Annotated in this window: 11 protein-coding genes; 9 read left to right on the forward strand and 2 right to left on the reverse strand. The window is 41.0% G+C overall.

Annotation, left to right across the window (positions count from 1 at the left end):
* Positions 1-18 precede the first annotated feature (18 nt).
* The 5 genes from CJ483_RS14515 (at position 19) to glmS (ending at position 6,218) form a co-directional block, all read left to right on the forward strand.
* Positions 19-627: an anti-sigma factor family protein gene (locus tag CJ483_RS14515; RefSeq protein ID WP_120035892.1), complete on the forward strand. Its 609-nt coding sequence runs from the start codon at positions 19-21 to the stop codon at positions 625-627.
* Between the two features lie 141 nt (positions 628-768).
* Entirely contained in the window at positions 769-1,602 is an 834-nt protein-coding gene (gene cdaA / locus CJ483_RS14520) for a diadenylate cyclase CdaA (protein WP_120035893.1), read from the forward strand.
* Positions 1,595-2,578: a CdaR family protein gene (locus CJ483_RS14525; protein ID WP_120035894.1), complete on the forward strand. Its 984-nt coding sequence runs from the start codon at positions 1,595-1,597 to the stop codon at positions 2,576-2,578. The genes cdaA and CJ483_RS14525 overlap by 8 nt, the downstream gene beginning before the upstream one ends.
* A 42-nt stretch (positions 2,579-2,620) precedes the next feature.
* Positions 2,621-3,970, forward strand: a complete 1,350-nt coding sequence (gene glmM / locus CJ483_RS14530) for a phosphoglucosamine mutase (protein WP_120035895.1) — start codon at positions 2,621-2,623, stop codon at positions 3,968-3,970.
* 445 nt (positions 3,971-4,415) lie between these two features.
* The gene (gene glmS / locus CJ483_RS14540) at positions 4,416-6,218 is read left to right on the forward strand and encodes a glutamine--fructose-6-phosphate transaminase (isomerizing) (protein ID WP_120035897.1); all 1,803 of its coding nucleotides are present in this window, start codon (positions 4,416-4,418) and stop codon (positions 6,216-6,218) included.
* A 420-nt stretch (positions 6,219-6,638) separates the two neighbouring features.
* On the opposite strand, the gene CJ483_RS14545 is transcribed toward glmS, so the two are convergent.
* Together CJ483_RS14545 and CJ483_RS14550 are read right to left on the reverse strand one after the other, a co-directional pair.
* The gene (locus tag CJ483_RS14545) at positions 6,639-7,604 is read right to left on the reverse strand and encodes a bile acid:sodium symporter family protein (protein WP_120035898.1); all 966 of its coding nucleotides are present in this window, start codon (positions 7,602-7,604) and stop codon (positions 6,639-6,641) included.
* Positions 7,605-7,979: 375 nt separating this feature from the next.
* Entirely contained in the window at positions 7,980-8,726 is a 747-nt protein-coding gene (locus CJ483_RS14550; protein WP_120035899.1) for an SDR family NAD(P)-dependent oxidoreductase, read from the reverse strand.
* Between the two features lie 457 nt (positions 8,727-9,183).
* On the opposite strand from CJ483_RS14550, the gene CJ483_RS14555 reads away from it, so the two are divergent.
* The 4 genes from CJ483_RS14555 (at position 9,184) to CJ483_RS14570 (ending at position 14,136) form a co-directional block, all read left to right on the forward strand.
* Positions 9,184-9,783, forward strand: a complete 600-nt coding sequence (locus CJ483_RS14555; RefSeq protein ID WP_120035900.1) for a TetR/AcrR family transcriptional regulator — start codon at positions 9,184-9,186, stop codon at positions 9,781-9,783.
* 241 nt (positions 9,784-10,024) lie between these two features.
* Complete coding sequence (locus CJ483_RS14560) at positions 10,025-10,411, forward strand: hypothetical protein (RefSeq protein WP_120035901.1); 387 nt, start codon at positions 10,025-10,027, stop codon at positions 10,409-10,411.
* A gap of 291 nt (positions 10,412-10,702) precedes the next feature.
* Positions 10,703-12,475: a sigma-54 interaction domain-containing protein gene (locus CJ483_RS14565; RefSeq protein WP_120038046.1), complete on the forward strand. Its 1,773-nt coding sequence runs from the start codon at positions 10,703-10,705 to the stop codon at positions 12,473-12,475.
* 293 nt (positions 12,476-12,768) lie between these two features.
* On the forward strand, positions 12,769-14,136 hold the full coding sequence (locus tag CJ483_RS14570) for an aspartate aminotransferase family protein (RefSeq protein WP_120035902.1): 1,368 nt from the start codon (positions 12,769-12,771) through the stop codon (positions 14,134-14,136).
* The last annotated feature ends 2 nt before the right edge of the window (positions 14,137-14,138 follow it).

Consider the following 14,138-nt stretch of genomic DNA (forward strand, 5'->3'; position numbering starts at 1 on the left):
GAAGGGATGTGTGAAATCATGGCTTCTTGTCAAAAAGAGATCGTTCGCTTGATGCATAGTTATTTAGATGGGGAGCTTATTTCCGGAGAACAGCGCGAGTTAAAAGCACATTTACAAGCATGTGATGATTGCCGTCAGCATTTCTTAGAGCTAAAGAAAACCATTGCGCTTGTACAAAGCCTGTCTCATATAAAAGCTCCTGAAAGATTTACAGAAAAAGTCGTACTCTCCTTGCCAAAAGAAACGAGAGTGATTGGTGTTCAACGCTGGATCAGAAAGCATCCGTTTTTCACGGCAGCTTCTTTGTTTTTCGCTTTAACGACGGGGGGCCTTTTATCCTCGTGGCAACAGGAAGCAGATAATTTTGCTTTCACTAAGTACGACAATCTTCATATCGAAAACGATACAGTGATCGTCCCGGCCGGCGAAAAAGTGCAGGGAGATATTGTTGTGAGAAATGGCGATATTCGAATTGAAGGAGAGGTACAAGGTGACGTTACTGTCATTAACGGTGAAAAGTACATGGCTTCCGCTGGAAACGTCACAGGTGAAATTGAAGAGATTGATGAAGCTTTCGGCTGGATGTGGTTCAAATTAAAGAAAGCAGTAGTAGGTGTGTTCGAGTAGAAAAAGGAACGCCTATTTTCTAAAGAACCAGCTTTGTCCCTTTTCATTCTGACTTTTCGGCAGACTGTGTTATAATATGCTGGTTAAGTAAAGATAAAGCCTCTGTACGGCTGCAGTCATTACATTATTGGAGGATGTAATATGCCGTTTTCAAACTACTTCGAAAATTTTACAGTGTTGGATTATTTATCCAATGCGCTTGATATACTGCTTGTTTGGTTTGTTGTTTATAAACTTTTAATGGTCATACGCGGCACGAAAGCCGTTCAGCTCGTGAAAGGTATTTTTGTTATTATAGTCGTACGGGGGTTAAGCGGGCTGCTCGGACTCGATACATTAAGCTGGATTATGGAACAAGCATTAACGTGGGGGTTCCTGGCGGTTATTATTATTTTCCAGCCTGAGGTGCGCCGGGCCCTGGAGCAGCTTGGAAGGGGAAGCATCTTTTCTCGGAATGTGGCACAGGAAGATAAAGAGCAGCGGGATTTAATAGAAGCGCTCACCAAGTCGGTCAGCTATATGGCCAAAAGACGAATTGGTGCTCTTATCTCCATAGAAAAAGAGACAGGCATGAACGATTATATCGAAACGGGAATTCCTTTGCATTCAGCCGTGACATCAGAACTGCTGATCAACATCTTTATTCCCAATACTCCACTTCATGACGGGGCTGTCATTATACAGAAAAACCAAATAGCTGCCGCCGCCTGCTATTTGCCGCTGTCAGAGAGCCCATTTATCTCAAAAGAGCTTGGCACGAGACACAGAGCGGCATTGGGCATCAGCGAAGTGACCGACAGCATCACGATTATTGTTTCTGAGGAAACTGGGGCCGTTTCGGTTACAAAAAATGGTGACTTATTCCGTGACTTGGCCGCTGAGGATTTTGAAAAACTGTTAAGTCACGAGTTGCTTAAAACGCAAAGCGATTCCTCAAACCGGTGGATCTGGAGGGGGAGAAAAAGCGATGGATAAATTTGTGGAAAGCTCCTGGTTTGTGCGTATCGTTGCTTTACTTCTAACTATTTTGCTGTACATATCTGTGAACTTTAATGATTTTCAATTAATCCAAAAAGCAGATAAATCCTCTCAGACGAACAGTGAAATAATTACCGATGTACCGGTGCAAGCATACTATGATACGGAAAACTTATTTGTCTCGGGCATTCCAGATAAAGTAAAAGTGGAATTGGAAGGACCGAAAAGTATCATTGAATCGGCGAAGCGGTTAAGAGATTTTGAACTTTTCATTGATTTAACAAACACGAGTATAGGAAAGCATCGTGTACCAATTAAATATAAACAGCTGTCTGACAAATTAAAAGTAAGGGTCATTCCGGAAACAGTAGATGTGACTATTGAAGAAAAAGTATCCGACTACTTTGTTGTCAGCCCAGAATTTAACGATAATATGCTGGCAGAAGGATATCAGGAAGAAGCCGTTTCCGTAGATCCGAAGCGAGTAAAAGTGACTGGATCGAAAGCAGCACTTAATAAAATTGTCTATGTGAAAGCGACCCTAGATGTAAAAGAAAAAGTTGACAAAGAAACAACTGGTACAGCCAAGGTACAAGTGCTGGACGGTGAATTAAATAAGCTGGATGTTAAGGTGGAGCCGGAGACGGTGCAAGTATCTATCTCTGTAAAAAATCCAAGCAAAAAAATAGCACTGAGGATGTTTCCGAAAGGAACACCACCGAAGGGAATCAAAATTAAATCCATTAAACCTGAAACAGAAGAGATTACCATTTACGGAAAAGAAGCTATTTTGAAGGAAATGGAAGAGTTAGTTGTTCCAGTGGAAGTGGATGGGATAAAAAAAGACGCGACCATTACTGTGCCAATTGAACTTGGCGAAGGTTTAAACTTTGTTTCTCCGCAAATCATAAAAGTAAAAGTGACAGTCGAAGGAAGTCCGGAAGATGAACCAGAAAAGGAAAGCGGCGAATAAAGCCGTTTGAACAGAAGGTAAAACAAAGGAGAGAATCAATACATGGGAAAGTATTTTGGAACTGATGGAGTAAGAGGCGTGGCGAATACGGAGTTAACACCGGAGCTCGCCTTTAAGTTAGGCAGATTCGGAGGATATGTGTTAACGAAGAACGCAGATCGCCCGAAAGTTGTGGTAGGCCGTGATACTCGCATTTCCGGCCATATGCTGGAAGGGGCTCTTGTTGCCGGCCTCTTGTCCATCGGGGCAGAAGTAATGCGTCTCGGCGTTATTTCCACACCAGGTGTCGCTTATTTAACCAAAGTGATGGATGCGCAAACGGGCGTGATGATCTCAGCTTCTCATAATCCGGTAGGAGACAACGGAATTAAGTTCTTCGGTCCAGATGGCTTCAAATTATCCGATGAGCAGGAAGAAGAAATCGAAGCTCTCCTCGACCAAGAAACAGATCATTTGCCGCGGCCGACAGGTGCGAACCTTGGCCAGGTCAGCGATTATTTCGAAGGCGGTCAAAAATATATCCAGTACTTGAAACAGTCGGTGGATGAAGACTTCTCTGGCATTCACATCGCACTTGATTGCGCACATGGGGCCACTTCTTCACTAGCTCCTCACCTGTATGCTGACTTAGAGGCAGATATTTCAACGATGGGGACGTCTCCTAACGGCTTAAATATTAACGATGGAGTCGGCTCTACGCATCCAGAGGCGCTAGCTGCTTTCTTGTTGGAGAAAAAAGCAGATGTCGGTTTATCTTTTGACGGCGATGGTGACCGCTTAATTGCTATCGATGAAAAAGGTAATATTGTAGACGGCGATCAAATTATGTTTATCTGTGCTAAATATATGCATGAACAAGGACAGCTGAATCAGTCTGTTGTTGTTTCAACGGTTATGAGCAATCTTGGGTTTTACAAAGGATTGGAAGCTCTCGGTATCCAAAGCGTACAAACAGCAGTCGGCGACCGTTATGTAGTGGAGGCAATGAAAAAAGACCAATATAATCTTGGCGGAGAACAGTCTGGCCATATTGTCTTCCTTGACTACAACACGACGGGTGACGGCTTACTAACAGGTTTACAGCTTGTTAATATTATGAAGATGACGAAAAAACCTTTATCAGAGCTTGCAGCGGAAATGAAGAAGTACCCGCAGATTTTAGAGAATGTACGGGTGACTGATAAGTATAAAGTAGCGGAAAATGAACAAGTAAAAGCTGTTATTTCTGAGGTAGAAGCAGAGATGAATGGAAACGGACGCGTGCTTGTTCGACCATCTGGCACAGAACCGCTCGTTCGCGTGATGGTCGAAGCGCAAACAGAAGAACAATGTAAGTTATTTGTTGAGCGGATTGCTGATGTTGTTAAAGCAGAAATGGGCCTGAACGAATAGAAGAATGTTTCACTAACGGGGTATCCGGGAATGACAAAAAAGAGACGCACTTAAGCGTCTCTTTTTTCATATAAATGTAATAATATTGGCTTTCTGTTAAAAAAGAAAATAGTAGTTGACGGCGGGAAATTGGGTAGTGTATGATAATCCTGTTTTACAAATGAAGTAAAGAAAGGAGAAGAGCCCACTTTATACTAGTTTATTTTATAAAGCGCCTGAACTAGCGGGAGAGAGCCTGACTAGTTGACGAGGAGGAGGTTTATCGAAATGTTCGGCGGATGCCTCCCGGTTGATCACCGCACAACCGACAGTCCTTCCTTAAATCACGAGGGTAACCTTGTGGACAAAGGGAATGGAAATGCGGAACAAAAAAAGAGAATAGAAAAAGAAGAGCGGCAAATAAGCGCTCTGCTTTTGCCTGCCTTCTTTATAGGAGGAACATTTTATGTGCGGAATTGTTGGTTATATCGGCTATAAGGATGCGAAAGAAATCTTATTGAGCGGATTGGAAAAGCTGGAGTACCGGGGCTATGACTCTGCGGGCATTGCCATTAGAGATGCGCAGGATGTGCATGTGTTTAAAGAAAAAGGACGGATTGCTGATCTGCGCAAGATCGTAGACGAGAAGGTAAGCGCAGTAACAGGAATCGGCCATACACGCTGGGCGACTCACGGCGTGCCAAGCAGAGAGAATGCTCATCCTCATCAAAGCTTATCCGGCCGGTTTACACTCGTTCACAATGGTGTAATCGAAAACTATGAGCAGCTTAAAAAAGAGTATTTGCTCGATGTACCGCTCAAAAGCGACACCGACACAGAAGTGATTGTTCAGTTGATTGAACTTTTTGTCCATGAAGGCCTGGAAACAGAGGTAGCCTTTCGTAAAACGCTGCAGCTGCTGAAAGGTTCTTATGCAATCGGTTTGCTGGATAGAGAAGACCCGGAAACGATTTTCGCAGCTAAAAATAAAAGTCCACTTCTTGTCGGTCTCGGAGAAGGATTTAACGTGATTGCCTCCGATGCCATGGCAATGATTCAAGTAACAGACCAGTTTGTAGAATTAATGGACAAAGAAGTGGTCATCGTGACAAAGGAAAAAGTAATAATTGAAAATTTAAACGGCGAAGAAGTTCAACGTGCACCTTATACAGCGGAACTGGATGCCAGCGATATCGAAAAAGGCACGTATCCGCATTACATGCTGAAAGAAATTGATGAGCAGCCGCTTGTAGTAAGAAAGCTGATCCAAGCCTATCAAAACGAGCAAGAAGAGCTGACAGTCGATAAAGAAATCATTGAAGCGATCAAAGGAGCCGACCGTTTATATGTCGTAGCTTGCGGAACGAGCTACCATGCCGGACTTGTTGGCAAACAATATTTAGAAAAGCTAGCAAAAATCCCGACAGAAGTGCATGTGGCAAGTGAGTTTGTCTACAACATGCCGCTTCTATCTAAAAACCCATTATTTATCTTTATTTCTCAAAGTGGGGAAACAGCAGACAGCCGTGCGGTGCTTGTAAAAGTGAAAGAGATGGGCTATCAGGCCTTAACGATTACAAATGTTCAAGGCTCCACCCTTTCTCGTGAAGCGGATTATACACTATTGCTTCATGCAGGCCCTGAGATCGCTGTTGCTTCTACAAAGGCCTACACAGCCCAAGTATCTGTACTCGCGATCTTAGCGAACGCTGTGGCCGAATCACTCGGCATTAAAACAAAATTTAACCTTGTCCATGAACTGGGCATTGTGGCAAACGCGATGGAAATGCTTTGCGATACGAAAGATGAGTTTGAACAAATTGCTAGAGACTACCTTGCAACGACACGCAACTGCTTCTTCATCGGCCGCTCCATTGACTATTACGTGGGCCTTGAAGGTGCCTTAAAGCTGAAGGAAATCTCTTATATTCAAGCAGAAGGCTTTGCTGGGGGAGAATTAAAGCACGGAACCATCGCTTTAATCGAAGACGGTACACCAGTGATTGCCCTAGCTACTCAGGAAAAAGTCAGCTTGAGCATTCGCGGCAATGTAAAGGAAGTAACAGCCCGTGGCGCAAACCCTTGCATTATTTCTATGAAAGGCCTCGAAAGCGAAGAGGACCGCTTCGTGATCCCGGCTGTTCATGAACTTCTTACACCGCTTGTTTCTGTGGTGCCATTACAGCTGATCGCTTACTATGCAGCCTTGCACCGCGACTGTGACGTTGATAAGCCGCGTAATCTGGCAAAGAGTGTGACAGTGGAGTAATTGATTGGCATAGAGGCTGATTTTTGTGGCTTTGAAATAAAGTTATATCGTTTATAAAGAATCATACCGTTTCACCCCTTTAGATTATCTAAAGGGGTGTATTTATAGTGAAAAGAACATCTGAAATTGAAAAATCGATTAAGGAACTGTTGAGTGACAATAAGTTGTTCCATTAAAAGGCTAGATTGTGGAGTAATGAAAAAAGCCCAATTTCTCAATTTTAGTGTGGAGGAATTGGGCTTTAAATATTAAGATTTCTTATCATTGTAAATCCGTATTCTCTTGGTCGTACTCTTCAATGATCAAATGAGAGTCTTAATTTGGTTGAACATTAAGTATGATAATACACAAAGTAAGGCTCTCTGCTTCAAAAATAAAGAAAATGCAGCCGTAACTCTCATATTTCTTTATTTTTTCTCGTTAGATTGCTTTAGTAATACTCTTATCGCTTTTCTCTTCTTTATCTTTCATACGTCTAAAGATGGTTGCCAAAATGGGGCCTGAAATATTATGCCATACACTGAAGATTGCGCTTGGTACTGCTGCTAAAGGTGAAAAATGAGCAGTTGCAAGGGCGACACCTAATCCAGAATTTTGCATGCCAACTTCGATTGCGACTGCTTTCTTCTTTGATAAATTCATTTTGAACAATTTTCCAAATAGGTAACCTAAGAAATAACCAAGTGTGTTGTGCAAAATAACAACCGCAAAAATTAGCAAACCTGTTTCGGCGATTTTTGCTTGGCTTCCGGCAACAACGGCTGATACAATGGCTACGATTGCAATTACTGAAACCAACGGTAACACTTTCACGCTTGCTTGTGCTTGTTTTTTAAATGTTTTTTGGACTATGATTCCTAAGATAATCGGAAGTAAGACAACTTGCACAATCGAAATGAATAAAGAGCTTGGGGCTATATCAACCCATTCACTGGCGAATAATAAAATAAGTGCCGGTGTAACAAAGGGGGCCAGTATAGTTGTTATAGACGTAATAGTTACAGAAAGTGCAACATCCCCCTTAGATAAAAACGTCATGACATTCGATGAGGTTCCTCCTGGACAACATCCAACTAATATAACTCCTACTGCCACTTCCGGTGGTAAATTAAATCCTTTCGCCAACAGGTAAGCAAGAGTAGGCATAATAACAAATTGACCAATTACTCCAATGGCAACATCTTTTGGTCTTGTTAATACCTCTTTAAAATCATCTACGGTAATGGTTAAACCCATACCAAACATAACAATTCCTAATAAAATAGTAATATATCCGCCAATCCAGGAAAATGTATTTGGTGACAAAAAAGCAAATGCTGCAAAAATTAATACCCAAATAGCAAATGTACTACTAACAAACTGACTGAAACGTTCTAAAGTTTTCATTTTGTCCCTCTTTTAAAATTAGTTTAATGTGTTGAATTATATAATAAAAACTGAAAATAAACAATAGTACAATAATTAATCGGTTAACTATGTTAGTTTTAATTATTGATTTTTATATAAAATTTAGACATTCTGATTAGAATATTTAAATCTATGGAAGTTAATTATTATCTTAGTAACTGACTTATAGTAACTCCAAGTATTAGTAGAAGGCTAATATAATCATTAAATAACTTTAAAACCACCTATCAATTTAAGCGATAGGTGGTTATTGCATTTATAAGATCATAATTAAATAACTTTATTATCTGTTTTCATTTGTATAGATTTGAAATAGAGTAGAGCGTGGTTTCCTAGATGATCCTTAAATAGAGATTAAAGAGCAGTCCAGCCGCCGTCGATAACTAATTCAGACCCTGTCATAAAGCGAGACTCATCGGAGGCTAGGAAAAGTGCACCATAAGCAATGTCTCCTGGTTCGCCAAAGTATGGAAGTTGTGTATAGGTTTTATAGTAAGGAAGTGCGTCTTTCATCGTTGGTTCTGTCATCGGTGTGACAACAATGCCTGGATGCAAAGAATTGACGCGAATTTTATCTTTTCCGTATTCAACAGCTGCTGATTTTGATAAGACACGAAGGGCGCCCTTTGCTGCTGTATATGGGCTTGTACCAGCCATACCGACAAGGCCGCCGATTGAAGAAATATTGATGATGGAACCGCCGCCTGCTTTTTTCATTTCAGGGATGACATATTTCATTCCGATTACGCAGCCATTTAAGTCAATATCCAAAATTTTATTCCATTCATCCATTTCCATGTTTGCAATTGTTTTTGGTGATGAAACACCTGCATTATTAACAAGGATATCGACTTTTCCGTATAAATTCACTGCTTCCTCAATGATAGATTTCCATTCCTCTTCAGATGTAACATCATGTTTAATGGCGACAGCCTCGCCGCCATTTTCTTTAATTTCCTTTACGACTTGATTTAAAGGTTCTATTTGAACATCTGTTGCGATCACTTTTGCTCCTTCTTTTGCAAATAATATTGCTTCAGAAGCACCCATCCCCATCGCAGCTCCAGTAATGATTGCCACTTTTCCGCTTAAACGGCCCATATATAAACACCCTTTCATTTTTGGATTAAATAAAAAAACTTTTCCATTTATTTCACTATTCGGTTTTACGAACAATACCATCAGGATAATTTGTAAAGACTCATGCTTTACCTTTTGATACAGGGGAAGTATTCGTTGCTCCTGTCCCAACTATTTTAGCCATCAACGAAGTATTCATAATGAATCCATCCGGATACAGCATCTGTAATAATCGCTACCTTTCCGGCTATTGATCCAGATTTATTTCCTTCAAAATTTTAATATAATAAAGCTTTATAGTTATCACGATATCATGAACATATAAACAACAAGTTGTTTTATCAACGTTGCGTTGATAAAATAATTATAACAGTTGTCTAAAAAAGAGCAATTAACATAGTTTATAGAACAGTTGCTTAATCGACAGTTTATTAAGTAGTGTTGTTAAATTAGAAAAAGTAATACAAGGAGATTAAAAATGTCGAAAAAAATGGACCCGCGAGTTGTAAGAACCCGACGAATGTTGAGAGATGCACTCGTAGAATTAATCCGCGAGCGAGGATATGAGAAGATTACAGTTCAAGATATTACAAACCGCGCTACTTTAAATCGTGCTACCTTCTATCTGCATTATCGTGACAAACTTGATCTTCTATATCAAAGTTCAGAGGAAATATTAAATGACTTAACTGAGAGTATTAACTCGTCTTTTGGTGGAAAAGAAGAATTTGACTTTTTAAACGATCAACCGAATGAAAATTTCATCAATCTATTTGAACAGATTTCTTTAAATGGTGAATTATATAAAGTCTTTCTAACCGAAAAAAACATGCCCCACTTTACTTCCTGTTTGATGGAAGTCCTCGTCGATTTTATTTCGAAGGGAATGAATATTATGCAGCCGGATGATCAGATGCTTACTGTACCACGGGAGATCGCTGTGAGGTACTTTGCGGCTGCTTTTCTAGGGGTGATTGTATGGTGGTTAGAAAAGGACATGCCTTATACGCCAAAATATATGGCAACACAATTAATGAGCATTGCAATAAAAGGGCCATACGTTGACAACCCTTTTTAGAGCTGGAGTACAGTCAGGAAAATGGGCTTAACGTTGTAAGTCCGCACTTTCTTAACTGTACCCCGATAATAAAGATTGATTTTAAAAAAGTCTGACTTTTCATAATAAGGTTGGATAAGTTATAAAAAAGATTGATCAAAGATTTAGTATTGGCGGATTTTTATTCTATAATCAGTCCGAATTAATGAATGTTATTTAGAGGCGAAAGCAAGAAAATTAAAAGATAAGGGAGGTTGTTCACATGAGTTTTTCCGAGTTTGTAGTCCTGTTGCTGATTTATAGTGGGCTTTTGATTTTCTTTTTGGTTCCATTTTCAAAACAAGAACAATCGAAAGATCGTTATCAAGGTCAAATATCTTTTTCCTCCATTTTTAAGGAGAACTTAGTTAAAATGATCTTTCATAAAAAGGCTGTTTTAGCCTTGGTGTTATTCGTATTTGTGTTAATCAGTATTCATGCAGGATTTGAAGGTGCAGAATGGCATTACAATGCTCATAGTGGTTACCCTCCAATCAGTAACAAATTACCGGCTTTATACTCTATGGGTAGTATAGTTATATATACGGGCGTTCTTTTGCTGTCACTTGGATACATGAGAACTTTACAGAGCATGAAGAGTGTAAAATAGAAGGCGTAAAAAAGACAGCATAGATCCCGTAATCAGGCGCTTTAATGGGATAAGGATTATAGAAATGATCGAACTTTTTTATAAAAGAATGTATTCCCAAGCTACATAAAGTTTGCTATGGATTTAAAATAAAGATCGTTCAAATCCTGTGTTCTTTACTGAATACAGGATTTTGATTTGTCCTTCTTCAACTAAAGGAGGGCATTTTTGTCTCTTTTTACTTTGGACCATTCAAATGAATGAAAAAACTAAAGTATAATGGGAGAAAAGCAAAGGATGGGTTTGAGGGGGATGTCTCATTTAAGAGCAATACAACATACTGTCCAAGAGATTGCAGAGGCTATTACAGCGGCGATTGGCATGGAAGTTGAAATTATCGACGAAAAGTTGAGAATTGTGGCAGGCACAGGTCGATATGAAGAAAAGGTAGGGCAAATGGAGGAAGAAGGAAATTTAGACTCCGGTTATATTTACAGCCATATTTTGAAGAAAGGTACAGAATATATTGTAGAGGATGCACAAAGCAATCCGTTTTACCATGCGGTTGAAAATGAATTGGCTGAAGTATGTTGCCCGATTAAACTGGATCGGCAAATTGTCGGTTTAATCGGCATGGTCGCCTTTACAAAAGAGCAGCAGATGGTGATGCTGCATAATAAAGATAATTTGCTTGTCTTTTTAAGAAGGATGGCCGATTTACTTTCAAGTAAAATAGCAGAATCAAAAATATCCGATGAGCTTAAAATTATTGTGGAAACAAGCCGCGACGGAATTGTTGTCGTGGACAAGCAGGGAGTGATCACCCTATGCAATCATTCAGCAGAACAGCTGATCAATATGAATAGGGACAAACTCATTGGCCAGCATTTACATACGGTTTGGCCTGATTCTCCCGTTTTAACCGCACTGCAAACAGGAGAGGGATACGCTGACCGGGAGGAATTTTACAAAGGGAAGTCGAGCAAATCCAAGGCCATGCATTTTTTTACGACTGTTAATCTTATTTTCAACAGAACAGAGGAAGATGGCAAACAAGTGACTGGAGCTGTTGTGTATTTCCGTGATATTGCCGATGTTCGCAAGATGGTTTATGAAATAACAGAAAATAAAGAATATTATTCTTTTCAAGAAATCCTGGGAACAAGCAATAAAGTGAAAGAGCTGAAGCGGCAAGCTAAAAAAATCGCTCCGAGCAATTCTACTGTGCTGATTACGGGTGCAAGCGGGACAGGAAAAGGACTTTTGGCGAAAGCGATTCACTACGCCAGCCCGAGGAAAAATAAATCGCTGATCATGGTAAATTGTGCGGCGATACCTGATACACTGCTGGAAAGCGAGCTTTTTGGCTATGAGGGCGGTGCCTTTACCGGGGCAAACAAATCCGGCAAGGTCGGAAAGTTCGAGCTGGCCCATGAAGGAACGATATTCCTGGATGAGATTGGGGACATGTCTCTTCATCTGCAAGTGAAATTGCTTCATGTACTGCAGCACAGAGAGATTGAGCGAGTGGGAGGAACAAGAGTTCTCCCCGTTGATGTACGAGTCATCGCAGCAACAAACAGAGACTTAGAGCAGATGATGCAGGATGGAGAGTTTCGGGAGGATCTTTATTTTCGTTTGAATGTCATTCCGATTAAAATTCCATCCTTATTTGAGCGAAAGGAGGACATCCCATTGTTGCTCCACCATGCCCTGCAAAAATACAATGATTTGATAGGCAAGCAGATTAGAGGCTTTGAACAGGAAGCGATGGAGCTGCTGGTTTCTTATCAATGGCCGGGGAATATAAGAGAGTTAGAGAATGCCGTGGAGTATGCGGTGAATATTGAAACGAATGATTTGATTTCCAAACAAAGTATACCTGGGAGAATTTTACGCTCTCACAAAGGGCTGGAGAGCACTTCGTTAAAGAAGCAGCTAGAGGCATATGAGAAACAGATCATAACGAAGCATTTACAAGAAAACGGTTACTCTGTCCAGGATAAAAGAAAGGTTGCAGCCATGCTGGGCATAAGCGAGTCCACATTGTACAGAAGAATAAGAGAGCTGGGTATCGTTAAATAGTTGTCAAATCTAACAATTAAATTGTCAATATTGACAATTTAGGCATTTGCGGGCGTTTCGCCCGTTTTTTTGTTTTTTATTTTGTTAATCATATTCCTCCATTTGTCAGCATTGACAAATTTTAAATAATAATTTTATAGAATCTTTCTGTTTGATCCAACCTCCAAAAAATATTTTCTGTATTTTCGGAGCGGTTTGTATATCGATGAACAGGGGACTTCCGTTTTTCTAAATCAATTGGCATGAAAACTGCTATATAGATATTGACAACAAAATGCAGGAGGATGAAGCACATGGAAATCAACAGGGAGAGATTGGCGCAGCTGCTTGAAAAAGAATTGGAGCTATTTGAGAAGAAGCATCCAACGTCCAAGGCGTTATTTGAGCAAGCCAAGTCGAATTATATTGATGGCGTACCAATGAACTGGATGGTGAAGTGGGCCGGAAGTTATCCAATTTTTGTAAAAGAAGCAGCAGGGGCCTATTTTAAAGATGTAGACGGAAATGAATTTATCGACTTTTGCCTGGGAGACACAGGATCAATGACTGGACATGCGCCAGAGGGAGCAGTGCCGGCAATTACAGAGCGGATCCAAAACGGTGTCACCTTCATGCTTCCGACAGAGGATGCCATCTGGGTAGGAAAAGAGCTAAAGAAGCGTTTCGGCCTTCCTTATTGGCAGGTGGCGATTTCCGCTACGGATGCTAACCGCTTTTCGTTAAGATTGGCACGCCATATTACAAAGCGCAAATACGTCCTGGTGTTTAATTATTGTTACCATGGGACGGTCGATGAATCTTTCGTCGCTTTAGAAAATGGCAAGCTTTCCAGCCGCAGCGGGAACATTGGTCCGCAGGTGGACCCGACAGAAACGACAAAAGTAGTGGAATTCAATGATATTGAAGCTTTGGAGAAGGCGCTTGCGCCGGGAGATGTAGCTTGTGTCCTGGCTGAGCCGGTGATGACGAATATTGGAATCATCCACCCTGAACCGGGCTTTTTGGAGGCTTTAAGGGAGATTACCAAACGTACAGGCACATTGCTTATTTATGATGAAACCCACACCATGAGTGCTGGCCCTGGCGGTTATACGGGAGCCCATGGTTTGGAGCCGGATATGCTGACCGTCGGAAAAGCGATCGGTTCAGGGATACCGACAGCGGTCTACGGGTTCAGCGAAGAGGTGGCACAGCGTATGAAGGGGTTGATCAGTCTGGAGGATTCTGATACAGGCGGCATTGGAGGGACGCTTGCAGGAAACGCCTTATCCATGGCGGCAATGAGAGCGACGATGGAACATGTGCTTACGGATGAATTTTATGAGCGAAATATTGCCCTTGCCGAGCGGTTCTCGGACGGAGTCGAATCGGTGATTAAAGAGAAACAGCTTTCTTGGATCGTCAAGCGCCTTGGATGTCGTACAGAATACTGGTTCCGTGAAACTGCACCAAAAAATGGCGGGGAAGCGGCAGCGGCTGTGGATTTTGAGCTTGACCGATACATGCACCTTTATGCATTGAACCGCGGTATACTTATGACTCCTTTTCATAATATGGCTCTTATTTCTTCCCAGACGAAGGAATCGGATGTTGATTACCATACACAGATTTTCCGCGAAAGTGTAGAATCACTGCTTGAACATGCTGTAGTGCAGGTTTAATT

The sequence above is a fragment of the Bacillus sp. PK3_68 genome, from assembly GCF_003600835.1.
Lineage (GTDB): Bacteria > Bacillota > Bacilli > Bacillales > Domibacillaceae > Pseudobacillus.